Origin of the sequence: Pseudonocardia yunnanensis, assembly GCF_039534065.1 — a bacterium.
Lineage (GTDB): Bacteria > Actinomycetota > Actinomycetes > Mycobacteriales > Pseudonocardiaceae > Pseudonocardia > Pseudonocardia yunnanensis.
Genome location: NZ_BAAAUS010000015.1, coordinates 1 through 24822, shown reverse-complemented (window position 1 = coordinate 24822; position 24822 = coordinate 1). Strand labels below are relative to the sequence as shown.

Annotated in this window: 21 protein-coding genes and 1 pseudogene; 13 read left to right on the top strand and 9 right to left on the bottom strand. The window is 69.5% G+C overall.

Annotated elements, in window-relative coordinates; all coding sequences use genetic code 11:
* Positions 1 to 524: 524 nt before the first annotated feature.
* Positions 525 to 713 (bottom strand): hypothetical protein, encoded by a 189-nt coding sequence (locus tag ABD743_RS16005; protein ID WP_344722868.1) that lies wholly within the window; start codon positions 711 to 713, stop codon positions 525 to 527.
* Between the two features lie 1153 nt (positions 714 to 1866).
* On the opposite strand from ABD743_RS16005, the gene ABD743_RS16000 reads away from it, so the two are divergent.
* The 8 genes and pseudogenes from ABD743_RS16000 (at position 1867) to ABD743_RS15965 (ending at position 7356) form a co-directional block, all read left to right on the top strand.
* A complete protein-coding gene (locus ABD743_RS16000; protein ID WP_344722867.1) occupies positions 1867 to 2721 on the top strand; it encodes a TIGR03621 family F420-dependent LLM class oxidoreductase in 855 nt (284 codons plus the stop codon).
* Positions 2722 to 2993: 272 nt separating this feature from the next.
* Positions 2994 to 3347: pseudogene (locus ABD743_RS15995) on the top strand (transposase); the annotation flags it as partial.
* Between the two features lie 891 nt (positions 3348 to 4238).
* On the top strand, positions 4239 to 4508 hold the full coding sequence (locus ABD743_RS15990) for a hypothetical protein (RefSeq protein ID WP_344722866.1): 270 nt from the start codon (positions 4239 to 4241) through the stop codon (positions 4506 to 4508).
* The gene (locus ABD743_RS15985; protein ID WP_344722865.1) at positions 4505 to 4774 is read left to right on the top strand and encodes a hypothetical protein; all 270 of its coding nucleotides are present in this window, start codon (positions 4505 to 4507) and stop codon (positions 4772 to 4774) included. Before ABD743_RS15990 ends, ABD743_RS15985 begins: the two co-directional genes overlap by 4 nt.
* A complete protein-coding gene (locus ABD743_RS15980; protein ID WP_465270069.1) occupies positions 4771 to 5379 on the top strand; it encodes a DUF8175 domain-containg protein in 609 nt (202 codons plus the stop codon). The genes ABD743_RS15985 and ABD743_RS15980 overlap by 4 nt, the downstream gene beginning before the upstream one ends.
* Positions 5380 to 5387: 8 nt before the next feature.
* Positions 5388 to 6119, top strand: coding sequence for a hypothetical protein (locus tag ABD743_RS15975; protein ID WP_344722863.1), 732 nt, complete (start codon positions 5388 to 5390; stop codon positions 6117 to 6119).
* A complete protein-coding gene (locus tag ABD743_RS15970; RefSeq protein ID WP_344722862.1) occupies positions 6116 to 6532 on the top strand; it encodes a hypothetical protein in 417 nt (138 codons plus the stop codon). The genes ABD743_RS15975 and ABD743_RS15970 overlap by 4 nt, the downstream gene beginning before the upstream one ends.
* Positions 6529 to 7356, top strand: coding sequence for an SCO6880 family protein (locus ABD743_RS15965; protein ID WP_344722861.1), 828 nt, complete (start codon positions 6529 to 6531; stop codon positions 7354 to 7356). Before ABD743_RS15970 ends, ABD743_RS15965 begins: the two co-directional genes overlap by 4 nt.
* A gap of 1000 nt (positions 7357 to 8356) precedes the next feature.
* Here the strand turns inward: ABD743_RS15965 and ABD743_RS15960 are convergent.
* The 6 genes from ABD743_RS15960 to ABD743_RS15935 all read right to left on the bottom strand — a co-directional run bounded on the left by ABD743_RS15960 (position 8357) and on the right by ABD743_RS15935 (position 16539).
* Positions 8357 to 10852 (bottom strand): ATP-binding cassette domain-containing protein, encoded by a 2496-nt coding sequence (locus ABD743_RS15960; RefSeq protein ID WP_344722860.1) that lies wholly within the window; start codon positions 10850 to 10852, stop codon positions 8357 to 8359.
* A 35-nt stretch (positions 10853 to 10887) separates the two neighbouring features.
* Entirely contained in the window at positions 10888 to 12003 is a 1116-nt protein-coding gene (locus ABD743_RS15955) for a substrate-binding domain-containing protein (protein WP_344722859.1), read from the bottom strand.
* Positions 12004 to 12034: 31 nt separating this feature from the next.
* Positions 12035 to 13108: an ABC transporter permease gene (locus ABD743_RS15950; RefSeq protein WP_344722858.1), complete on the bottom strand. Its 1074-nt coding sequence runs from the start codon at positions 13106 to 13108 to the stop codon at positions 12035 to 12037.
* Positions 13109 to 13305: 197 nt separating this feature from the next.
* Positions 13306 to 14376 (bottom strand): zinc-dependent alcohol dehydrogenase, encoded by a 1071-nt coding sequence (locus tag ABD743_RS15945; protein WP_344722857.1) that lies wholly within the window; start codon positions 14374 to 14376, stop codon positions 13306 to 13308.
* A complete protein-coding gene (locus ABD743_RS15940) occupies positions 14376 to 15353 on the bottom strand; it encodes a zinc-dependent alcohol dehydrogenase (RefSeq protein ID WP_344722856.1) in 978 nt (325 codons plus the stop codon). Before ABD743_RS15940 ends, ABD743_RS15945 begins: the two co-directional genes overlap by 1 nt.
* A 121-nt stretch (positions 15354 to 15474) precedes the next feature.
* Positions 15475 to 16539, bottom strand: coding sequence for a 2,3-butanediol dehydrogenase (locus ABD743_RS15935; protein ID WP_344722855.1), 1065 nt, complete (start codon positions 16537 to 16539; stop codon positions 15475 to 15477).
* A gap of 406 nt (positions 16540 to 16945) precedes the next feature.
* Here ABD743_RS15935 and eboE point away from each other — a divergent pair, with 406 nt between their 5' ends.
* The gene (gene eboE, locus ABD743_RS15930; RefSeq protein WP_344722854.1) at positions 16946 to 18175 is read left to right on the top strand and encodes a metabolite traffic protein EboE; all 1230 of its coding nucleotides are present in this window, start codon (positions 16946 to 16948) and stop codon (positions 18173 to 18175) included.
* Here eboE and ABD743_RS15925 read toward each other — a convergent pair.
* Complete coding sequence (locus ABD743_RS15925; protein ID WP_344722853.1) at positions 18156 to 19229, bottom strand: SDR family oxidoreductase; 1074 nt, start codon at positions 19227 to 19229, stop codon at positions 18156 to 18158. The two genes, eboE and ABD743_RS15925, sit on opposite strands and share 20 nt — an antisense overlap.
* A gap of 210 nt (positions 19230 to 19439) precedes the next feature.
* Here ABD743_RS15925 and ABD743_RS15920 point away from each other — a divergent pair, with 210 nt between their 5' ends.
* The 4 genes from ABD743_RS15920 (at position 19440) to ABD743_RS15905 (ending at position 23728) form a co-directional block, all read left to right on the top strand.
* On the top strand, positions 19440 to 20204 hold the full coding sequence (locus ABD743_RS15920) for a helix-turn-helix domain-containing protein (protein WP_344722852.1): 765 nt from the start codon (positions 19440 to 19442) through the stop codon (positions 20202 to 20204).
* A gap of 245 nt (positions 20205 to 20449) precedes the next feature.
* Entirely contained in the window at positions 20450 to 21733 is a 1284-nt protein-coding gene (locus ABD743_RS15915; RefSeq protein WP_344722850.1) for an NAD(P)-binding domain-containing protein, read from the top strand.
* A 4-nt stretch (positions 21734 to 21737) separates the two neighbouring features.
* Positions 21738 to 22841, top strand: a complete 1104-nt coding sequence (locus ABD743_RS15910) for a maleylacetate reductase (protein WP_344722848.1) — start codon at positions 21738 to 21740, stop codon at positions 22839 to 22841.
* On the top strand, positions 22838 to 23728 hold the full coding sequence (locus tag ABD743_RS15905) for an intradiol ring-cleavage dioxygenase (RefSeq protein ID WP_344722846.1): 891 nt from the start codon (positions 22838 to 22840) through the stop codon (positions 23726 to 23728). Before ABD743_RS15910 ends, ABD743_RS15905 begins: the two co-directional genes overlap by 4 nt.
* A 292-nt stretch (positions 23729 to 24020) precedes the next feature.
* Here ABD743_RS15905 and ABD743_RS15900 read toward each other — a convergent pair.
* Positions 24021 to 24822: IS110 family transposase (locus ABD743_RS15900; RefSeq protein WP_344722845.1), on the bottom strand; the 802-nt coding region annotated here is incomplete at its 5' end.

The window sequence follows — 24822 nt, the reverse complement described above, 5'->3', positions numbered from 1 at the left end:
TTCACAGACCAGTTTGATCTCCTAAAGCGCGTTTGAGAGAACGTCGCAATTACCATATCTGTTCTTAAGGGGCGGGACGAGCCCGTCGGTCGTCGGAAGTGGACGCGGCGTCCAAGAATCTAAGTCGCTTCTCGAGTGCGTTGACCGCGACCGAATGGGCCCAGGACGGCAGTTTCGGCCGCGCGCCGCCCGACGCCCTGCGCGCACCCACGACAGGGACCGCCATAGCAATCCACCTCCATAGATGAAGGCATCGAACGTTTGACTGTTGTCTGACACACAGCGGCTCCATGACATGGTGCTCTGTCGCTTATCTGTGCACGGCGGTCCGCCGGTGTCCACCGCTGCGGGCAGTCTCAACCGGGCGCTGCACTAGGCCGGCCGGTGGGGATGCCCGGCAGAAACGCGCACTGAGCAGCCCTCATGGAATGTCTGCCAGACGTGCCGGCACGACGTCGAGGTACTCGCCGATCCGCGCGGTGAACATGGCTGACGCTTCTCGAGGAAGGACCGCACGCTGTGGGTTACGTCCGGGCCCTCCAGGTGGTGGAAGATCGCTTGCGCGTCGAGTCGATGGGCCTCGCACGCGACGACGCGCCAAGCATCGACCAGAGAATCCGCCGCGCGAGCGCCACCGGCACCGCCGATGTGTTCTCCACGGTCTCGGCGTCAATCGCCTTCGCGATCAGCAGCAGCTCGTCCGGAACCACCACCCGCGACAGCGGCCGCCCGGGGATGGCCTCGTCGCATCGAAATCGGACGTCGGCTAGGCCACCAGTTGCACTGAAGGGCAGCAGGTCCGTACGTCAGGCCTCGGTTATGCCCCGAGAAGGGTGGGCGGCGTCGCCCTCTTCGGCCACGAGTGAAAACGCGGGTTTGAGCTGCGGTCCATGCTGTGCGTCGGGCTCGTTGTTCGGCGGACAGGGTCGTCAACTGTGCGATGTTGCGGGCGAGGAGTTCCTCTCGCGTGGCGCGTCCGAGCGTACCTGCGCGGGCAGCGGCTGCTCGCGGCCCGGGTGATGTTATCTGACCCGCGGTACGCCCGGTTCGGGATGGCGAGCGCTGCAGCTGCGGTCTGGTTCCTCGACCGCAGGCCGTTCAAACGGGCGTTCCGTCGGGAGTACCGGGATGGCGAGCGCTGCAGCTGCGGTCTGGTTCCTCGACCGCAGGCCGTTCAAACGGGCGTTCCGTCGGGAGTACCGGGATGGCGCCGGCGACTGGCGTCGGGAGCACCTCCTTCCGGATCCGCACCCAGGCTATAACAGGAAATGCCGCCAGGCTGAGAAGGAATCTCGTGCTCGGCTGAGGGCCCGGCGTGGTCGACTGGGTGCGATACAGCGACTTCTTAAGATGGGATGCTATGCCCGCAACCCCCGGATCCCGAGCTCGGAGTTGTCTGGACCATGCTGCCGAGGCCTGACCCCGGGACCGACCTCTCCGCCGCGCAGAGGCAGGCGCGCTGGCTAGTTAGCCGCGTATGCGCAGCGCGGAACGTCCGAATTTCCGAATATTCCGTCCACCGATGATTAAGTTGACGGCGGTCAGGCCCGCGCGGCTCGCCTTCTCGCGGGATGTCGATCCGGAGCGGCTCAGCCGTTCCATTGACACCGCTCGGAAGACCTGGGTCGAAGCAGCCTCGACCCGAACGCCCTCTGCTTCCGGGCCGGCTTCGGTTGGTGACTGGAGCTGGATGGCCAGCCTCGCCGTACCGCCTCTGCGACGTCATAGCCGAGTCGCTCGCTCCGGGGCTCCACATCGAGGGGGGATGGAGCTGCGGGAGTGAGGTGCACCCCTCGTCCCGCTCGGTGTCCAGCTCTGTCGAAGCCGGCGACACATCTATTTTTTGTCCATCGAAGGAGGCATTAGATGCCACGTCCGTTCCGTTTCGGAGTCACTATGCTGGCCGACTCCGGATCCCGGACCGTCTGGCAGGACAAGGCCAGGCAGGTCGAGGACCTCGATTACGACGTTCTGCTCCTACCGGATCACCTGAGCATGCCGGCGCCTTTTCCGGCTCTGCTCTCGGCTGCGGAAGTGACTGCCTTGCGGGTGGGCACGTCCGTCTTGAACGCCGGTTTCTATCGGCCGGCGTTGCTCGCCCGGGATGTCGCCGAGGCTGACCAACTTACGGAGGGCCGTCTTGAGCTGGGACTCGGTGCCGGCTACGCCGAGGCGGAGTTCGTGGCGGCTGGGCTGCCGTTCCCGAGCGCCGGTAAACGGCTCGAGCATCTGGCAGATACGGTCGGCGAGCTGCGCCGGATGTTCGCGTCCGGGTCGCCGGCCGTGTACCAGCAGCCCGGGCCGCCGTTGATGTTGGCGGGTGACGGAGACCGCATGTTGCGGCTGGCCGCTACGGAGGCCGACGTCGTCGGCTTCGCCGGGTGGTCGTTGGCGAAGCCGGGAGTCGACCCGCAGAAGGCTCTCGCCGAGCGTGTCGAGTTCGTGCGAGTCGCTGCAGGGGAGCGATTCGGCAGACTGGAGCTGAACTTGCTGGTGCCTGCTGTCTCGGTGAGCGGTGAACTGGATCTGAGTGTGGTGCGCCGGACCGCCCCGGATTTGGACGACGAGCACATACTCCGGATGCCCAGCGTCCTCTACGGCTCCGCACAGCAGATCGCCGAGACACTGCACGGGTACCGGCAGGAGCTCGGGCTGACCTACTTCACCGTGCTCGACCTGCACATGACCGAGTTCGCGAAGGTCATCAAGCAACTGCGGTAACAACGTTCTTGTCTGATCTGACCAGGGCGTCTGTCCGACCGGCGTAACGTGCAGGCGAATGCTGGAATCGCTAATCTGACTGGATTCGCACGAGAAACTCAAGGCTGCGTTCGCGGATGCTCTCCTCGTTGGGACGTTGATATGGATCCGTCGAGCTGGAGGGAAGCTGGAGTCGGGGCCATCGGTCTGTGCTCGACGCACACCGCCGCCGGTCGAAAACCAACCCCACCAGCGTCGCCGCAGGTCACGTGGTCCTGCACGGTCCCGGGCGCGTCGGCCGGATCTGGAAGGCGTTCGAGCTCAAGCCGCACCGGGCCGAGGGGTTCAAGCTATCCAATGACCCGTTGTTTGTGGAGAAGGTCTACGACATCACCGGGCTGTATCTGGACCCGCCTGAGGCCGCGGTCGTGCTCAGTGTGGACGAGAAGTCCCAGGTTCAGGCCCTGGCTCGGTCCCAGCCAGCGTTCCCGATGATGCCGGGCATGCCGGAGAAACGCACCCAAGACTATGTCCGGCACGGCACGACCAGCCTGTTCGCCGCGCTGAACGTCGAAGACGGCACCGTGATCTCCGCGCTGCACCGGCGCCACCGCGCCGTCGAGTTCCGCAAGTTCCTGACCAAGATCGCCTACGCATCCGCTGGGAGATCCGCGACGACATCCACGAAGCTGAACAGCTTGGATACGGGTTCGCCCCACCGGAGCCGATCCGCGGCGCCGGGTCGCGGTGACCAAGGTCGAGCGCTGGGCCGACCGCTGGTAAGAACCTTTGCATTTTCATGACGGGCGTGGAGCTGGAGGCCCTTCGCGATCGTTCCGATGGGGCATAGCGCGGGCCGGATGACGCGGCACGGGATCGGCGATCCTCGTGCCGCCGTCGCTAGGGATTCGGCACAGCGCGCGGCCGTCGGTGTGTGACCAGGCGGGCACGGGGCCGTCTGCCATGCGCCAATAGCCCGGTCGCTGGGCGCGCACCGCGCCACGACAGACCGGGCAACACAGGTTTCCAACCTTCTGCCACCGACGCTCCTCGCGTCCGGACGGGCCGGGCACCACGTACCGGCGATTGATCATGTCGGCAAGCGTGGAGCCACGCGTTGCTCCCTCATGTCGCGCGGCGTTTTCACCGCACGACCACAAGGCCGCCGTGCCGACCACCACGTCCCAGCCGCACCCCGACCGGACGCTTCCCCCGACACGAAGGGAGGCGGGTCGGTGACCATGGCTGCTGAGCTGACGGAGGCGCCGATTACCCGACGTCATCGGAAAGCTGCGCGACGGGACCGACTGTCCGTCGCCGGAGTCGCGGGTGGCGTCGGCGCCACGACGGTCGCCAGCGCCATCGGCGCCGCAGATGTCGGCGTGTTCGTCGGACGACCAGTCGGCGTACTGGTCTGCCGGGCCACCGGCGACTCCTTGATCCGAGCTGGCCGCGCGGCACAGCTGGTAGCCGCCGCGACTGGGAGCAAGCCAATGCTGGCGGTCACGGCTGCGGACGCGTCAGGACCGAGTCGGCCGGTGACCGCCCGGCTGCGCCTGCTGGAGCCGCATGCAGCCGCGGTCGTTGTGCTGCCGTTCGTCCGACGGTGGCGTGACCTCGCCACCCCGCTGGACGAGGTACGCGGCCTGCTCTCCCTCCCCCGAACCGAGATGCCCCGCTCATTGCGGCGCTACGCCGCCGCCCTGAACGACCTGTGCGCCGCCCTGGAGCACCGCTCCCCGGCAACGGCCCGCCCGACAGTTGCGGCCGGGCGGGCCGCAGTCCCCACTCGAGGAAGGACACCATGATCGCTGTCAGAGCAGCTGTTCCCAATCCACCGCCTGCTGCTCCACCGGGCCTCGACGAGCTTGCGGGTGAGCTGCTCGGGTGGCTCAAGTGGGGCGTGATCGTTGCCGGTGTCCTCGGGATCTTCATCTGCGCCCTGATGCTCATCATCGGCCGCCGCAACCGCTCGGCCACCGCCTACGAAGGCCTCGTCGGGTCCGCGTGGGTGATCGGGGGCCTCGCGCTGGCATCGGTGGCTGCGCTGTTGGTCGGGGCGTTCCAGATATGACCAGGCGCCTTCTACGACCAGCCGTCGCCGCGACGGTCGTGCTCGCCGCCGCAGTGGTTGGTTGCTCAACGACGCCGCGCCTGCAGGAGCCAGCAAGAGATCGCGTCGTGCTCGTGACAGTGCCCGGCGGCGTAGCGGCCTCGTCATCGCGGCACGGCCCCTTCCATGAGTTCAACGGGCGCGCCACGGGGTTCAGTCACGACGATCTGGGCGCCGCTCTTGCCGCGACTCACATCGGCGCACGCACGGCACCCGCCGCAGGAACGGAGGTCCTCGCAGCGACTCTCGACGAGCAGTGCTGGGGCGACGTGGCGCGCGCCCGTGAACGCCTGTTCACCGCTCTCCCCCGCCCCGACGCCCCACCGCGGGAGGCCGTCAGCGCGACGGCGATGTACTTCCGCGTCATCGCCGGCGACCCCCGCGGCGAGTTCGTGGTGCTGTCGTTGCTGGCCGAAACCCCGCAGCCCCGCGCCCGGGGCGGCCTCTCCCGGGTCGCCGTCGCGATGCGCTGGTCCGGACGGGACTGGCAGCTACGCGTCCCGGTCCCCGGCCCCAGCGTCTACCCCGACACCACCGGCTACCGCCTGCTGGGACCGACGCCGTGATCGCGCCCGTGCAACCCGCAGACGGGTGCGGAACGTTCGACCTGGGCTGTCAGGCCGGCCAGGCGTTCGGCTCGGTACTGCAGAGCATGATCGCCGAGGTCGCCCGCAGCGCAGCCGAGCTCGTGGTGACCACCGCGACGTGGTGGGTGGAGACCGACAGCGTCGACCCCCGCGATCCAGCTGTCGTCGCGGCGCAAGGCGTCACCCGAGACCTGATTTTGATCATCCTGGTCGCTTCGGTGCTGGTGCAGTCGATCCGGCTCATTCTCTCCCGCAAGGGCGAGCCACTGATCATGGTGGCGACCGGGCTCATCCGCTACGCGGTCGTCTCAGCTCTCGGGCTGGTCATTCTGCAGAGCGCGCTGCGAGCTGGCGACGCTCTGGCCAGTCAGCTGCTCGACGGCGCCGCGAAAAACTTCGCCCTGCTCATGCAGCAAGTCCTCGTCGATGGCGACGCCACGTTCCTGGTGCTGCTCGTCTCGTTGATCGCCGCGGTGCTCTCACTCGTGCAGTGGGTACTGATGGCGATGCGCCAAGCCGGGCTGCTGGTACTGGCGGCGATGCTGCCCCTGGCTGCCTCCGGATCGCTGACCCGCTCGACCCGGGGCTGGTTGGACAAGCTGATCGTCTGGCTGATCGCGATGGTCGCCTACAACCCGCCGCCGCGTTCATCTACTACATCGGATTCTCCTACCTGTCCTCCCCGACCGCGGCCGAGGGCGGCAGCACGGCGACGATGATCACCGGGATCATGGTGCTGCTGCTCGCGGTGATCGCGATGCCGATACTGCTGAAGTTCTTCGCCTGGTCCGGCACCCAGATCAACGGCGGAGGCGGCAACGGCTCCGGGTTCCTCGGATCCGCAGGCGCGATCGCCATGTCCCAGGGCCACGGAGCAGGCGGGGCGGTCGGACGGGCCGCTGCGATGGAGGCCAGCGGCCCCGGCTCTTACGCGACCTTCGGCGGACAGGCCGCTCCGGGCGGTGCCGCCTTCAGCGGTGGACAGGGAGGCCCCGGCGCTGCAGCCAGCGCAGGTTCGGCCGGCGCGGCGTTGGGTGGCGCGGCAGCAGCAGCGGGCATCGCGGCGACAAAGGCCGCTCAGGGCGCCGCCGGACAGATGCTCGTCAAGCCGGACGCGGGAGACCGCGAATGAGCATCGACAACTCACGAAGCCTCGACAATAGGCCGCGGTTGTATGGGAACTGGCGCGCCGAGCGCGGCTGGGGCATCGGGTCGCTGTCCACCTCCTCGACCATCGTGCTGTTCTGCGCGGTGCTCGCCCCGCTCCTGGCCGTGTCTGCCGTCCCGTCCGCAACGATCCCGCTGCTCGGGGCCTCTGCCCTCGTCGTGGCTGCGATGGTCGTGCGCATCGGCGGCGTCAGCGCCATCGACGTCGTGCTGCGCCGCATGCGGTTCCACCGGGCGCAGGCCGCCGGGTGGACGGAACTGTCGGCAGGGGTACTGGCCGAGCATCCCCGGGCGGCGGACCTGCCCGGCGTGCTCGCGCCGCTTCGCCCCCTCGACGTCGACGACGGCCGCGGCGGGCGACACGCCCTGCTGTGGCACCGGCGCACCGGCACGCTGACCGCGGTCCTGCGCTGCTCCCCCATCGGGCTTGACCTCGCCGACCCCGATCGGGCCGACACCTGGGTTGCCTCCTGGGGGGCGCTGCTGGCCGACCTGGGCTACCTGCCGCTGATCCGACACATCGCAGTCACCGTGGACACCGCCCCGGCCGGTGGCACCACGGTGCGCGACCACGTCGCCCGAGAACTCGACCCGGCCGCTCCCGCGCTGTCGCAGCGCATCCTCGCCGAGCTCGTGGATCTCACCCCGGCCACAACCGCCGACATCGACACCCGCGTATCGGTGTGCCTCGACCCCGCCCGGGCCACCCCACGCCCCGCCGACCTGCTCGCCGCTGCGGTGGAAGTCGGGCTCGCGGAGAAACGGCCACGTTGTTGTCAGACCGTGTAGTCAAACGGCCCCTCCCGATCGCGGGAAGGGCCGTTTTGGCTGGTGGGCGATACTGGGATCGAACCAGTGACCTCTTCGGTGTGAAGCAATGCAAGGGTGCGGCCCATAAGGGCGTTTCCGCAGTTCACCCGACGAACTCGTCCGTGGACATCCGTTGCCGTCACTGAATGTGCGCGCCGGTTGTCACGCAGTTTGTCACTCACCTCGGGCGACCACGCCAGGCTGATGACCGTCCGGTCCACCGTGCGCGCACTGATCGGGGAGCGCGAGCCGCTAGTGCAGGCGACCGACGGCGAGATCGTGGTGACAGTACCCGTTGTCGAGGGACACGAGGTCCTAGCGGTGACGACGCTCGAGAGGATCGGGGCCCGGACCGACCGGTGGGGCGACGCCTCACCGACCGGCGGACCCCGGCCTGCGCAGCAGCTGCGCCGCAAGCTCGAGCAGCCACCAAACCAGGGCCCCGTTGTATCAGCGGTGGAGACAGACCACCTCGACCGGCCGCACCATCCGCCCGGCCGAGCTCGCCACCCACGCAGGGGTGACCCGCTCCGCGGCAGGTAACGCCATCCGCCGCTACCGCACAGGCCGCAACCCCGCCACGTCCACAGCCGGCTCTCCCCCAGCGCCGTCGCCAGCATCCAAAATATTTTCCGGCGAGCGCTCCGCGACGCCGTCGCCTGGACCGACGTACGGAACCGCACATCGTGCCGTCGGCACGACAGGATTTGAACCGGCGAGCTCTTGGCCAAAGGCTCTGAGCTGCCCGTCAGGCCTAGCGGTACGGCTCATTGGGCCAGGTCGGACGTCCATCGGAGTCCACGCGCGTCCGGGTCGCCCTCGATGTCACTCAGTTGGTCGTTCAGCGTCGAGCTCTCCCGGTCGTGACGATCGGGTCGCCGGCGCGACGATCACCGCACGCAGACCTGGGTAGAACCGTTGATCTTCGGTACCGCCACCCGACCGATCAGCTTCGCAGCCAGAAACGAACCCGTTGTGGTCATGTCGCACGGCGGGAGCGTATGCGGGCCTGCGTGTAGACGGCGGCGGCAACCAGGATGAGGAAGCCCTGGAAGAAGTACTGCCAGGACTGGCCGAGGTCGAGGAACGTCGTCGCGTTGAGCAGCTGCTGGATCAGGGCCGCGCCTAGCAGCGTGCCGATGAACGAGCCGCGGCCGCCCAGCAGGCTCGCCCCGCCCAGCACCACCGCGGTGATGCTGGACAGCGTGTAGCTCACGCCCTGCGTGGGGTCGCCGACCCCGATCTGGGCCATCAGCAGTAGCGCGCCGAGGAAGGTGAGCAGGCCCGCGACGACGTAGGCAAGCACGTGCGTGCGGTTCACCTTCACCCCGAGCCGGCGGGCGGAGTCCTCGTGTGACCCGACCGCACGCAGGCCGCGCCCCCACGGTGTGAGCCGCAGGGCCAGTTCCAGGCCGACGGCGACCACAACGGCGGCGATGAACGCGAGTGGCACGGAGCCGGTGGTAGCGGTGATCAGGTCGGTGATCTCCGTGCTGATGAAGCCGCCCTGGAACGGGCGAAGCAGCAACGACACTCCCTGCAACCCGATGTAGAGCGTGAGCGTGGCGGCCACCGACGTGAACCCGCCGTAGCGCACCAGCACGCCGTTGAGCAGCCCACTCGCCGCGGCCACCACGATCATGATCACGAGCGCCAGGACGATCGCGCCTGGGGTCGTGCCGTCCACGAGGAAGAAGGACGAGATCACCACCAGGAGCCCGGCCAGCGGCCCGAGGGAGAGGTCGATGCCGCCGGTCATGATCACCACGGTCTGCCCCATGGCGATGAAGGCCAGGGCGCTGAGCAGGGTGAGCACCGAGGACACGTTGAACGGCGCGAGGTAGCGCGTGTTGTGCGCGAAGGTGTAGGCGCCGAGCGCGAGGATGACCAGCGCAAGGATCACGCTCGGGGCGTAGTCGCCCTTGGCCAGGTGCCGAAGCCGGGAACCGCGCCTGCTCTGTGAGGTGGGCCCGGCCTGCTGCTTGCGCAGGGTGACGGCGCCGACCACCCTGCTGGTGATGTTCTCCTCGGTGACCTCGTCCCCGTTGAGCTCGCCGACCACGTGTCCCCGCGAGAAGACGACGACCCGGTCGCACAGGCCCTCCAGTTCCTTGGCGTCGGAGGAGACCACGACAACAGGCACGCCGGACGCGGCCACGTCCCGCATGATCTGGTAGATCTCCGCACGTGCCCCGACGTCCACGCCCTGCGTCGGTTCGTCGGCCAGCAGGATCTTCGGATCGGCCAGGAGTGCGCGGGCAAGCACCACCTTCTGCTGGTTCCCTCCGGAGAGCGCCATGACGTTGGTGTCGATGGAGGCGGTCTTCACGGCCAGCCTGCGCACCTCCTCGTCCACGGCGGACCGCTCCCGCTCGCGGTCCACCACACCGGCGGTGGCCAGCGCGGGCAGCGCGCTCACAGCGGCGTTCTCCCGCACCGACATGGTGGTCATGAGCGCCTCGGCGTGGCGGTCGGCCGGCATGTAGGCCGTGGCATCGACCAGCACGCGGCCCGTGATCGGGCGGCCGTCGAGGGTGATTCGGCCGGTGCTGCGGACCAGGCCTGCGAGCGCACGCAGGAACTCGCTCTGCCCGTTGCCGACGATGCCGGCCAGGCCGACGATCTCACCGCGCCGCACCGTCATCGAGGCCTCGTGGAACCCTTCTCCCGACAGCCCTTCGACGTCCAGCACCTCGGGGGCGTCGTGCGAGGCGGTGTTCTTGGGCGGGAAGGCCGCGGCGAGCTCGCGACCGATGATCATCCGCAGCAGCGCGTCGTCGTCGACGTCCGCGACGCGGCTCCTGCCCCGGACCTTGCCGTCACGCAGCACGGTCACCTCGTCGGCGATCCGGCGGACCTCGGCCATACGGTGCGTGATGTAGATGACCGCGCAGCCGCGGGCCGTCGCCTGCCTGACCTGCTCGAACAGCATCTCCGTCTGGTCCGCACCCAGCGGCGCCGTCGGCTCGTCCAAAATCAGCACCTTCGGCTCCAGTGCGACCGCCTTCGCAACCTCCAGCAGCTGCTTCTGCGCAACACCGAGCGCGTCCACCCGGTCCTGCAACCGCACGGTCGATCCGACGGTACGCAGCAGGCCGTCCATCCACGCCCGACTGCTTCCGCCGTGCATCCGTCCGGCCGGCACCGCCACGCGGATGTTCTCCGCCACCGTCATGTCCGGCAGGACGGCCGGGTGCTGGTGCACGATCGCGATGCCGATCCGGGTGGCGGCATCGGTGGTCAGGCCGGGCACCTGCTCGCCGTCGACGCTGATGTCGCCGCGGTCGGGCTGCACCGAACCCGAGGCCACACCCATCAGTGTGGACTTGCCCGCGCCGTTCTCGCCCAGCAGCGCGTGTACCCGCCCGGGGAGCACATCGAGCGAGACGTCGGTGAGCGCGCGCACCGCTCCGTAACTCTTGGACACTCCGGTCAGGCTCAGGGCCGGGGTGGTGTTCGGGGTCGTCGCCGGCATGTCCGCTCCTAGCTGTGGGTCAGGAACCAGTCGCTTCACTGGAGTGCTGCGATCTGGTCGGCCGCGCTGAGGCTGCTGGACACGAAGGCGTCCATGGGCAGCTGTGCGTCGCAGGTGACCGGATGCGGCATGCCGGAGATGGAGTCCTCGAACGCGCTCTGCGGGTACACGGTCGACTGCGGGATCACGCCGCCGCTGGCACGCGCCACCGCGACGTCGACGGCCAGGCGTGGCATCGCGTTCTGCGAGGACACCGTGAACAGCGGGAACTCGTGGCCGGCGTCCTTCTGCTGCTGCCAGTCGCAGGCCAGCTGGTTGGCGTCCTCGGTGGCGATCGCCGGGATCTGCCGGCCGGCCTGCGCGAAGGCCGGGAACGAGCTCGCGAGTGCCGAGCCGAAGTCGGTGGTGATCGCGTCGATCTCCGGGTACTTCGCCAGCGCCGCCGTGATCACCTGCTGCGTCTGTGCGGCGTCCCAGTTCGTCACCTCGTACGGGGTGTTGCCGACGAAGTGGATGTCCGGGTACTTCGCCAGCACGCTCTGCATTCCCTGGTACTCGGCGAGGCTCTGCGAGTTCGCGGGCGGGCCGCCGAGGTTGAGCACGTTCCCCTTGCCGTTTAGTGCTTTTACCAGCCACTGCGCCCAGAGCACCCCGACCTGCTGGAAGTCGGTGCTGACGAAGGCGTCGTAGTCGGTACCGGCCTGGCCGCCCGGGCTGACCCGGTACGGCACGGTGATCACGCCCGCGCGGTACGCGCTGCGCAACGCGGGCAGCATCGCCTGTCCGGCATCCGGGAAGACCACCAATGCCTGGGCACCCTTCGCCACCAGCCCCTGGATGTCGGAGACCGACTTCTGGGTGTTGCTCTGGCCGTCGGTGTAGGAGAAGGAGGTCACGCTCGGGCACTCCGCGATCTCGGCCTTGGCCTCACCGAGGGCGACCTTGCGCCAGTTGTTGCCGCCGAAGCCGTCGGCGAGCGCGAGGGAGATCGGGTTCGGACCGCACCACGGCGGCACGCTGGAGTTGAGCGGACGGCCGGGGTCGGCCGGGGCCGGGTGGTGGCCGGTCGTGTTGATCGAGCACGCGGCCAGGGTCAGGGCCAGCACGCCCAGGCAGGCCACCGTTGTTCGCCGCACGATCTGGGTGGACATGGGGATCTTCCTTGATCTCGGGAAGCTGTGGTCAGGCCAGGGCTCGGTGGGGGCGGCCGCGGCGCAGCCGGGCACGGACGGCGGGCCAGTTGATCGTGTAGATCGCCACCCCGGCGGCCAGCGCCAGCGCCTGGACGATGTTGCCTGTGGCGGGGTTGACGCCGAGGGTGAGCACGAGCTGGTTGAGCTGTGAGAGGAACAACGCGGCGATCACGCTGGCGACGGCACTGCCCTTGCCACCGAGCAACGAGGTGCCGCCGAGCACCACCGCGGCAACCGACGGCAGCAGCTGGGAGTCGCCCTGGAAGGCGCTGGGCGTGGTCACGATCCCGGCGAGCAGGACGCCGGCGACCGTGTAGAGCAGGGACGCCCAGACGTAGGCGGCGAGCTGGTGGCGTCGGACCCGCAGGCCGGCGAGGCCGGCCGCCACCGCGTTGTCGCCGACCGCCTCGAAGCGGCGTCCCGCCACCGACCGCTTGACCAGGAAGCCGGTCACGGCGGTGAGCACGATCGCGAACCAGACCGCGTGCGGCAGCCCGAGCAGGGTCCCGGTCGCGATCGTGTGCATCGCTTCGGTGGTACTGGTCGGCGAGCCGCCGGACACCCCCAGGACCACCGCGTAGAGCAGCGCGTTCGTGCCGAGAGACGTCACGATGGCGGGCATGCCGATCCGGCTGACCACCAGCCCGTTGAGCAGTCCGGCCAGCAGTCCGGCCAGGAGTGCCAGCAGCACCGCCGGCAGCAGCTTCCCGCTGTCGCCATCGGGGACGTGCGTCACCAGGATCACCGCCAGCGAGACGGTGCCCGGTACCGAGAGATCTATGCCGGCCTGCTGCACCACCAGGGTCTGGCCCAGCGCGATGACGGCCAGCACCGCCGCGAACGGCAGCATTCCCTGCAGCGAGCTGCGGCTGAGGCTGTCCGGCTGGGCGATCAGGCTGACCAGGAACAGCAGGATCGTCGCGACCAGGATCGTGACCAGGCCGCGGGAGGCGCGGGTCGACCGCAGCAGGCCACCGACGTCACCGGTCACCGCCGACGGCTCGGCCGTGGGCAAGGGATCGGCGGGGGTGTCCAGCCTGGAGCCCTTTGCCGTATCGCTCATCGGGTAACTCCTCGCCACAATCAATGAACCGGCTCGAACGAGCGCGGGAGGAATGGCAGAACGGTCGTCGTTCGTTCGCGCGCACGGAAGCACGCTCCTGACGGCATGCACTGCGGACGGTCGCGACAGGGCGGCCGAATCAGTTGTGGCTGATCAGTGATTCCGAGGCGTGTTCGGCCCGGGGGGAATTCCGATTCTCAGTGCCATGGGTCCACCAGGATCTTCCCGGTGGACCGGCGTTCGACGAGTGCGTCCAGGCCGTCCGGCACCAGCGCGTCCAGGCCGATCACGCGCTCCAGCAGGTGCTCGGCGATGCCACCCGCCGTCAGCAGGTGCAGCGCTGCCGGAATGTCCTCACCGCACACGTGCGCGACCGTGCTGCGCAGGTCGACCTCGCGCAAGATCACGTCGGAAAGGTCGAGCTCCTGCGGGCCGTGGGCGAGCCCGACCAGCAGCACCCGACCACCCCGGGCGGTCATGCGCACTGCCCGTTGCGCCGCGCCGGACACACCGCTGGCCTCGATCACGAGCGGAGCACCCTCGCCGCTGGTCAGCTCGCGCACGAGATCCACCGGGTCGCGCGATGAGACGTCATAGGTCTCGGTCGCGCCGAGGGCACGGGCAGTGGCCAGCCGGGCCTCGTCCACGTCGAGCGCGATGATCCGCTCCGGGCGGACTCCGGCCACCCCGCAAAGGATGAAGGAGCCGATCGCGCCCGCACCGACCAGCACGACCGTCTCTCCTGGTGCCACATCTGCACGGCGGGCGGCGTGCAGGCCGACCGCGAGCGGCTGCGCGAGCCCTGCAGCGTCGTCCGGGCACCCGTCCGGAATCGGCACGCAGGTCGACGCCGGTACCGCCGCGTACCCCGCGAGACCGCCGTCGGCGTTGAGGCCGAGGGTCCAGTAGCGCGCACAGAGGTTGGTACGGCCTGCGAGGCACCAGGCGCAGTCACCGCAGGACACGCCGGCGCCGGTCGCGACCCGCCGTCCTGCGAGGAAATCGGCGCCTTCCCCGTGCTCGACCACCTCGCCGATGAACTCGTGGCCGAGCACCATCGGTCCCAGATGCCCGCTCGCCGGGTGCCTTCGGTGCACAGGGAACATGCCCGGGCCGTGCTGGTACTCGCCGGCATCGGTGCCGCAGATGCCCGAACGCGTGACCCTGACCAGCACCTGGCCCGGGCCGGCGACCGGCACGTCGCGCTCCTCGATCCGCACGTCCTTCGCGCCGTGGTAGACGGCGGCGCGCATGGTCGCGGCGGCCATCACCCCTGCTCCATCGTGATGTGCACCTTCACCTGGTCACGATCGGTCCGCGCAAGCTCGACGGCTTTGTCCGCCTCGGCCAGCGAGACGCTTGTGGTGACGAGCGGAGAGAGGTCGACACCGGTCCGTGCCAGGAACCGCAGCGTCTGCGGCCATACGCCAGGCGAGCCGATGGTGCCGCTCACCTGCAGCTCCTTCGACTGGATCAGCCCGAGCCGGGCCGGAGCCGACCCGCCGACGTCGATGCCGACGTTGACCAGCCGGGCCCTGAACGCGGCGATCTCCAGGGCCGCCGCCATTGCGCTCGGCTTTCCGCTGGCCTCGACCACCACGTCCGCGCCGCGCCCATCAGTGTGCTCGAGGACGTCGTCCGCGAACCCGTCGGCTGTCGGGTCCAGGCACACCTCGGCCCCGAGCCGCCGCGCCAGGTCGGCCCGGTCCGCGATCGGCTCGGCCACGATCACCCGCGCGTGACGGCCGACGGCCGCGGCCACCACGCCGAGACCGATCGGGCCCGCGCCCAGCACCGCGACCGTGTCGCTGGCGTCGAGATCACCCGCTCGACGCGTTGCGTAGTACCCGCAGCTGAACGGCTCCACCAGCGCGCCCTGCGTCCAGCTCATGGAGTCCGGCAAGCGGTGCAGCCACTCCGGGCGTGCCACGAAGTACTCCGCGGCGGCACCGCTGATGCTGAACCCGAAGTGGTCGGCACCGATCACACACTCGCCGACCACCCGGTCATGCTCCCGAAGACCGGTGACGGCCGAGCCGGCCGCGACGATCTCGCCGGCCCATTCGTGCCCCGGAATCAACGGGTATTCGAAGGGGATGATGTAGCGGCCCTCCAGCAGCTCGATGTCGGAGTGGCAGACGCCCACGGTTCTCGCGGCCACCAGCACCTCGTCCGGGCCGATCTCCGGCACGGGGATCTCCTCGACGCGAGCGGCGCAGTGGCCGACGAATCGCAAGGCCTTCATGTGTTCTCCCGTCCGTGCCCCGTTGCCCTGCGGCTGAATGTGACCTGCCAGGTGCCGTCCACCGCGTCGGTGCCGACGGTTGCCCTTCTCGCCATGATTCGCGTGCCTTCTTTCCGCAGTCTCACGAATTGACCCGGACCAGCAGCTTCTGGGCGTCAGCGGCCGGGTCCAGCAGGCGCTCGAAACCCCGGGCGACGATGTCGCCCACGCCGATCACCTCCGTCAGCACCTTCTCCACCGGCAACCTGCCGGTCGCGATGAGCGCGGTGATCCGGGGGAAGTCGTGGACGGGATAGCACCAGGTGCCGATCAGCGAGAGGTCCCGGTGGGACAGCGCCATCGGGTCGATCATCGCCGGTGCGACGTGCAGCCCGACCTGCGTGGCCGTGCCGTGCGAGCGCAGGCTCGCCAACGCGACACTCAGGCCCCCCTCCGTGCCGGAGCACTCGGCGGCGACGTCCACACCGATCCCGCCGGTGAGCTCCCGTACCGCGTCCGGAACGTCGTCGACGAGCGGGTCGAGCACGGTCGCCACGCCGAGAGCCTCGATCAGCGCCCGGCGCTTCGCGTTCGGCTCGCTGACGATGAGCTTCGAGGCGCCGCCAGCGTGCGCGTACAACGTGACCAGCGCGCCGATCGGTCCGGCACCGGTGACGAGGACGGTGTCACCCGCGCGGAACCCGGTGCGGTCCACGCCGTACGCGGCCACCGCGGTCGGTTCCACCAGCGCGCCCTGGATGTCACTGACCGTGTCGGGGAGCGGACAGACTTGGTGGTCCGGAACCACCACCTGCTCACTGATCCCGCCGCCCTGCCAGCTCAGGCCCGTGCAGGCCATCGTGCTGCAGAGGTGGTTCAGCCCGCGCAGGCAGTAGTAGCACTGGCCGCAGTGGATCAGTGGCATCACGGCGACGCGGTCGCCGGTGCGTACGCCCGTCACGTCACTGCCGACCTCGAGCACCTCGCCGGAGAACTCGTGACCGAGCACCTGCGGCGCGGCTGCGCCCGTCAGGGGATGCGGGGCGGTCGGGATGACGATTGGGCCAGCCGCGTACTCGTGCAGGTCCGTGCCGCAGATGCCGGAGAGGTAGGGCCGCAGGCGCACCTGTCGTGGGCCGGGCGGGCCCGGTTCGGCGATCTCCTCGACCCGGATGTCGTTCTTGCCGTGGTAGACGGCGGCTCGCATCGTCAACTCCTGTGTTGGCGGGTCCGTCGGGGCGTTCAACGCTATGTGCGTCAGCAGTGAACAGCGCCGCCTCGATTGCGTCAAGCATGCGCCGTGATCGTGAGCGATAAGCGCCATTAGCGCAGTTCACCGCGGCACACTCTTGACGATGGCCGAGCGAGAGCTGTTCACTATCGTCGAACGATGTTCGGAACGTCACCCCTGATCACCCCGCTACCGCGGGATCGTGCGGGTTCTCGTCCGGGACCGGCACCCGCCCGCAGGATCTATCGCCCGCCCGCCGCCAGGCCCGACCGCGGGCGTCCACCTCTGCCGGCCCGCCGCTACCTCCGCCGAGACCCGCGCACCGCATCCGCGCGTTTCGGCTCTTCGGAGCAGGTCCGGCGCCTCCGCGAAGGAGTACACCGTGTTCCTCGGGGACCGATTCGGCCACCTTTCCTACTCCACCCTCGTGCATCCTGGCGATGACTGGGAGCAGATGATCGCGAGCCTCTCCGGCTACGTCCCCGAGATCAAGCGCCGGGTCTGCCCGGACCAGCCGTTCGGCGTCTCATTGCGGCTCTCCGGAGCGTCCGCCACCACGCTGGCGGGGTCCCCCGGCGAGCGCGAACGACTCCGGCGGTTCCTGGACGAGCAGGACCTCTACGTCTACACCGTGAACGCCTTCCCGCATGGCTCGTTCAAGGGCGGACCGGTGATGGAACGGGTGTACGAGCCCGACTGGACCTCCGAGGAACGGGTCGGCTACACGAAGAACGTCGCCGACGTGCTCGCGCAGCTCACCCCACCCGGCACCGAGCCGACCATCCAGACCGTGCCCCTGGCCTACCGGCCCAAGGTCACCGGCGAGTCCTACGTGGACGACTTCACGCACAACATCCTGCGGGTAGCCGCGCACCTCATCGACGTCGAGCGCCGCACCGGCCGACGTGTCAAGCTGGCCCTGGAGCCCGAGCCGTTCTGCTACCTGGAGACGATCGAGGAGACGACCCGGTACTTCGACGAGCGGCTCTACTCCCGGCGCAGCGCGGAAGACCTGGCGCGGCTGGCCAGACTCCCGCTCTCCGAGGCGTACGGTGCGTTGCGGCGCCACCTCGGCATCGTCTTCGACATCGGCCACCAGTCCGTCGAGTTCGACGACGTCCCGGCCTCACTGGAGCTGCTCGCAGCGACCGGGGTGCCGATCTTCAAGCTCCAGGAGGCCGCCGCGCTGTGGGTGCCCGAGGTCACCGAGGACAGCGTGCACGAGCTGGAGCGGTTCACCGACACCATCTACCTCAGCCAGACCTCGGAGCTGCGCGACGGGAGGATCACCCGTCACCTCAACCTGATCGACGCGATCGAGGACTGGCGGGCCCGACCGGGCGGCCGTCGGGAGTGGCGTACGCATTTCCACGTGCCGGTCTTCCTCGACGACCTCGGTCCGTTCCGTACCACCCGGTTCGCCGTCGAACAGGCGTTGCAGGCCCACCTGGCCCAGCCCCAGTCCACGCACCTGGAGATCGAGACCTACACCTGGGACGTGCTGCCCGCCCATCTAAAGACGGGCGACGTCATCGACTACGTGGTGCGCGAACTGGACTGGGTGCTCGATCAGCTGGGGGTCCGACCGGGCGTCAGCCCAGCGGCGGGATGATCCGGTTCGCGCGCAGCCGCTCGAACAGGTCGAGGAAGGACCGGCGGGTGTCCTGGGCGGCGGTGAAGCCGAACGCCCGGCTCTTGCTCATGTCCGCGAAGGTCTCGGTCGGGCGGCCCAGGTCGCCGTCGGTGTGCCACCAGGACGCGAGTTCCTCCAGCTTGGTGGCCGCCAGACCGTGCTTCGCGACGATGCGGTCCCACACCGGTGCCGCGTCGGCGAGCCGCTCGGCCAGCGGCTGGGCGTGCCCCGGGTACGGCGCCGCCGGCACGCCCAGGCCCTCGGCCACCACCGGCCACAGCTGCCGCCACCGGAACACGTCACCGTTCACGGTGTTGAACGCCTGGTTCCAGGCCTCGGGAGTGCTCGCGGCCCACACCAGCTGCTCGGCCAGCAGCCGGGCGTCGGTCACGTCGGTGACCCCGTTGAACTGCTCCGGCGAGCCGGGGAAGACGAAGGGCTCGCCGGTCTCCCGGCTCAGCGCCCCATAGACGGCCAGGGTCACGCCCATGTTCATCGCGTTGCCCAACGCCCAGCCGATCAGCGTGTGGGGCCGGTGCACGGACCAGGTGAAGCCGCCGCGTTCGGCGGCGTCGAACAGGACGTCCTCCTGGGCGTAGTAGAAGTTCTGGTTGGGCAGCCGCGGCAGTTCCTCGCGGAACGGGGTCTCCATCGGCGTCTGCGCGTACGCCTCGAACGGGCCGAGGTAGTGCTTGAGGCCGGTGACCAGTGCGACGTGCTCCAGATCGCCCGTCGGGATGAGCGGGTCGAGCAAGTTGGTCATCATGGCGGCGTTCACCTCACAGTTCTCCGCTTCGGTCGCCCGCCGCTGCCACGTGCAGTAGAAAACGTGCGTGGGTCGCACCTCGGCCACCGCCCGCCGCGTCGCAGCGGCGTCCAGCAGATCCACAGCCACCGGGTGAATCGCCGAATCCGGCACGGCCCCACTACGGGAAAGCCCGTGCACCTCCCACCCCTCGGCGAGCAGCTGCCGGGCGGTGTTGTTGCCCGAGATCCCCGTGACTCCGACCACGAGCGCACGCTTGCTGTCCACCACGTTGCGAGTCCGCCTTCCAGTGAGTGTGACAAGGTGTCGACGCGGCAGGGGAACAGTCAGGCGTCCCACCACACCTGTCCAGTATCGCTGAACGCATGCGTCCCGTGCGCCGCCGTGACGGTTTTCATCTCGCTGGCTGTTCCAATATGCTGAACGATCGGGAACTCCCCGACCTGCCGCTCTTCCCGCCCGACCAGAGGTGCATCCGTGACAGCGACCAGTGATTCTCTGGCAGCCTCCGACGTGCCTCGTCGGCAGCGGTCCGGCGTCGAGGGAACCTCCGGCGCGACGCAGCACGCTGACCGGCACGACATCACCGGAGTTGGCGCGCAGCTGCGAGCCAGGCGGCTCGCCGCCGGCCTGTCGTTGCGTCAGTTCGCGCGCGATCTGGGGGTTTCCGCCTCGCTCGTTTCGCAGATCGAGAACGGCAAGTCCCGCCCGTCGGTCGCCACGCTGTACGCGATCTGCAGCGCGCTGGACCTCTCGCTCGACGAGCTGTTCAGCAGTGCCGGTGCGGGCGAGCCGTCCCGGCCCGAGATCCCGACCGAGCCCGCCGAGGACCACGCCACGCACAGCTATCACGGCGCACTCGCCAAGCTGAACGAACCGGGCCCACGCGTCTCCAGCCCGGTGGTGCGACCCACCGACCGCCGCCAGCTCGTGCTGGACTCCGGGGTTACCTGGGACCAGCTGGCGGCCGCCCACGACTTCGGCGTGGACTTCCTGCTCGTGCGCTACGAGGTGGGAGGCAGCTCGGTTCCCGGCGAGCACCTCACCCGGCACTCCGGCGCCGAGTACGGGTACATCATCAGGGGCACCCTGGACGTCTCGCTCGGGTTCGACACCTATCGGGTCGGGCCGGGCGACGCGATCTCGTTCGACTCCTCCACCCCCCACCGGCTCACCAACAACGGCGACATCCCCGTCGAGGCCGTCTGGTTCGTACACGGCCGCAACCACACGGGGTACTGAGGCTTGCCTGCGCCGCCGTATGCCGAGCGGGCGCGGAAGATGCGGCGAGGCTGTTGACACGCCACCGCGAGCGCGTTCATTATCAGTGAACACTGCCGTTAACGGGCCACTCGTGCTCTGGGCGGACCCTCATCCCGTGGCCGTTCGATCATCGGCGACGAAGGAGCCCACTGTCTCCGGCGCGAGCCATGGTCGGGTTTGAGGGGTCCCGGTGCGCAGCCAGCCTGCACACGAAAGGAATCGCCGTGCTGATCGGTTTCGCCGGTCTTGGAAGAATGGGCCGGCCGATGGCGCGCAACCTCGCGCGCGCCGGCCATGAGGTCCTCGCCTACGACCCGGTGCTCGCCGCGGCTGCCGACGACCCGGACCTCGCGGCCGACGGCGTGCGCCTCGTCCGGGCCGTGGCGGATCTCGCCGCCGCCCCGATGACGATCAGCATGCTCCCTGACGGCCACACCACGCGCGAGTTCGTGACCGGTCGCAACGGGCTCTGCACCACCGGGATCGCGGACGGGCACCTGCACGTGATCATGGGGACGGTCGGGCCGACGCTGGTTCGGGAGGTTGCCGCGGCCGCGGCGGAGTACGGCGTGCAGGTCGTCGACGCCCCGGTCTCCGGGAGCGTGAGCCTCGCCGACGCCGCTCAGATCACGACGATGATCGGAAGCACCGAGGAGCAGTTCGCCCGTGTCAGCCCGGTGCTGGCGGCGATGACGAAGATGCAATACCACACAGGTCCCGTCGGCTCCGGCTCCACCGCGAAGCTCGCCGTGAACGCCGTGCTCGCCACCCTCAACCAGGGGGTCGCCGAGGGCATACTGCTCGCCGAGGCCGGTGGTCTCGACACCGCGGTGTTCTACGAGGTGCTGAGCACGAGCGCGGCGGGAGCGCCGTACGTCGGGTACAAGTCCGATGCCTTCCTCGCCCCCGCCGAGACGGCGGTGTCCGCGCCCGTCTCCCTCATCCACAAGGACGTCAGCCTCGCCCTCGACCTGGCCGCCGAGCAGCGCCTGACGCTCCCGGGCTCGGAGGCCGTGGTCGGCGTGCTCGGCCAGGCCACGGCCGCGGGGCTGGGCGAGGCGGACATGGCCGAGGTGCTCGCTGCGCTCCGGCTGCTCAACGCCTCCGCGCACCCGAAGGGAACGAACGACATGAACCACGACGCCGAACAGATCCGCGAGCTGGAGGACCGGCGCTACGACGCGATGGTCGCCGGTGATTTCGACGGCTTCGCGAAGCTCGCCCACCCCGACCTGGCCTACACCCACTCCACCGGCGATACCGACACGCTGGAGTCCTACATGGAGAAGTGCCGGGCGGGCTTTTACACCTACCACCGCATCGACCACCCGGTCGACCGCATCACCGTCGTCGGCGACACGGCGATCGTCGTGGGCGAGATGCACGCCGACCTCACCGCGGGCGGCGTGCAGAAGACACTGGCCAACCGCAGCCTCGCTGTGTGGGTCCGCTCCGGCGGCGACTGGCAGCTCCTCGGCTACCAGCCCACGGTCATCCCCGGGCGCTGAGCGGATGCGCGAGCAGTTCACCTACGACGCCCTGCCGGGGCGGGTCGTGTTCGGCGCGGGCGCGGCCCGCACCGCGATCGCCGACGAGGTGGCCCGCCTCGATGCCACGCGGGTCCTGCTGATCGCCATGGAGCAAGAAGAACCGCTCGCCCGCAAGCTCACCGAGCCGTTCGCGGAGCGGATCGCCGCCACATTCACGGCCGTGCGCCCCCACGTCCCCACCGGGGTCGCCGAGGACGCGCGCGACCTCGCCACCGCGGCAGGCGCCGACCTGCTGCTCAGCATCGGTGGCGGGTCCACCACCGGTACGGCGAAGGCGGTCGCTCTGACCACCGGCCTGCCGATCGTGGCCGTTCCCACTACCTATGCGGGTTCGGAGGTCACGCCGGTCTGGGGGATGACGAAAGGGGCGCGCAAGACCACGGGCGTGGACCAGCGGGTGCTGCCCCACTGTGTCGTCTACGACCCCGACCTCACGCTGACACTGCCGGTCGACCTGTCGATGGCCAGCGGGCTGAACGCCATGGCGCACTGCGTCGAGGCGTTCTGGGCGCCGCGTCGCAACCCCATCTCGACGCTCGTGGCCGAGGAGGGGATCCGCGCACTCGGCCGGGGTCTGCCTGCCGTCCTCGACGAACCCGCTGGTGTGGGCGGGCGGGCGGACCTCCTGTACGGCGCCTACCTCGCCGGCTCCGCTTTCGCGGTGGCCGGATCTGGCCTGCACCACAAGATCTGCCACGCCCTGGGCGGGGCGTTCGACCTCCCGCACGCCCAGACCCACGCGATCGTGCTTCCACACGTCCTCGCGTTCAACGCCCCCGCCGCTCCGGACGCCACCCGCCGGATCGCTCAGGCCCTCGGCCGGGCCGATGCGGTGGCCGGCCTGGCCGAGCTCACCCGGCAGCTCGGTATCCCGTCCGGGCTGCGTGAGCTCGGGATGCACGAGAGCCAGGTGGACGAGGTGACGGACCTCGTCGCCCCCGGTGTGCCGGCGGACAACCCGCGCCGCGTCGACCGACCCGCGCTCCGGGCACTCATCCACGCGGCCTGGGCCGGCCCACCACCACACGGCTCCGACGCCACCTCGACCCACCAGGGACAGACATGAGCATCTCCACGGAGACCGACGAGTCCGCCCGGAAGGAGCAGGCCGTCACCGACAAGGTCCTCGCGAGCTTCGACTCCACCGCCTCACCACGGCTCCGCGAGGTCGTGCAGAGCCTCGTCCGGCATCTGCACGCCTTCGCCCGCGACGTCCGGCTCACGCAGGCGGAGTGGGAGGCGGGAATCGAGTTCCTCACCCGGACCGGCCACATCACCAACCACCGTCGTCAGGAGTTCATCCTGCTCTCTGACGTGCTGGGCCTGTCCATGCTGACTGTCGCGATCAACGCCCCGGCCACCGCGGGCGCAACGGAGTCCACTGTCTACGGCCCGTTCTTCGTCGACGCCGCCCCGGAGATCCCGTTCGGCGGCGACATCGCGGGCGGCGCGAGCGGCACGCCCTGCCTTGTGCAGGGCACCGTCCGCAGCACGGACGGCACTCCGGTCCGCGGGGCCCGCATCGACGTGTGGGAGGCCGACGACGACGGCTTCTACGACGTCCAGTACGACGGGGACCGCATCGCCGGCCGCGGTTGGCTGCGGTCGGACGACGAGGGGCGCTACCGGTTCTGGTCGGTGGTACCCGCGTCGTATCCGATCCCGGCCGACGGCCCGGTGGGCGACCTGCTCACCGCAGCAGGCCGGTCACCCATGCGCCCGGCGCACCTGCACTTCAAGGTCGCCGCTGCCGGGTACCGGACGCTGATCACCCATATCTTCGTGGCCGGCGACGAGCACCTCGACCACGACGCGGTCTTCGGTGTGAAGGACAGCCTCGTCGTCGACGTGGTTCGGGAAGACCCGGGCAACGCCCCCGACGGGACCACCCGCAACGAGCCGTGGGCCCAGATCCGATTCGACATCGTGCTCACCACCGGCCACGAGGAATGACCAGAAGCGGCTGGACCACAGCTCGGCCCTTGCCGGCCTGCTCGCCGCCGGATCTCGTCGGCCAGCCAGCTGAGTCGCACCCGGCTGCAAGCGATGTACGGGCCTCCAGGCCGGTGATGCCGAAGACCGGGAGCGGGCGATGGGCAACCGGTCCGCGGACGGGCGGCGAGGGCGATGACCGCCGCGCGGACGGGCGAAAGTAAATTACGCGTTCATCGTCGTTCACCCTTCACCATGGACCTCGGCGAAATCGGGCAAGAACTCCGGTCGTATCCGCGTCGGGACGCCGAGTTCACCCTTCGACGAAGCCGCCCCCAGGCACCTCAAAGAGACGATGTACTGACCGTCGAGCTCGGCTGCCGAGCGCGAGATCCAATGGCTTCGAAGCGTCCCCGGCTGCGGGCTGCCCGCGGCGAGCGCGCAGCGACCAGGCGCCGTGACGGCTACAGGCACCTTGCACGGTTCTTCGCCGAGCGCCTGCGGCTTCCCGTCGACCATCCACGGCAGCCCGCCAGGCATTTCGCCCAGCGGGCTCGGGGTGACGGGCCGGATCGGGTGGAGTGTCGGCTGAGCCGTGCGTCCCCCGAGACCGAACCGCGCGGTGCCGGACCGAGGTGATGATCTGCTCACCGGTCGCGGCGATCCGACCATCGAGCCGTCGGACCTCACCGACCAGCTCGATCGCGAGCCGCCGCCGGGTGACCCCGAGGACATCACGCTGCCGGACCCGGCGTAACAAGCCGGCAGCTTCATCAGCGGTCAGTCCCAGGCCGGCGCCGCCTGGGAGCAGGTGCGCGAGCAGCACATGCAGCCGATTCACCGTCTGGGTGCGCGTCTTGACCAGGTCGTCGCGGTGCTCGGCCAGCGCCCGCAGCGCCATTGCGAGCTCGTCGAACTGCACCGCCACCAGCCCGGCCGCCGTCCACGCAGCGACACCCACCGAGACGGCGTCAGCCTCATCAGTCTTCCGGCCATGACCCGTCGAGAGCACCCTCACCCGAGCGGCCAGCTTCGCCGGCACGTCCAGCACCTCCAGCCCATCAGCCAGCAACCGCGTCGCCAGCGGCGCACCCAACCCGCCCGCACCCTCGATC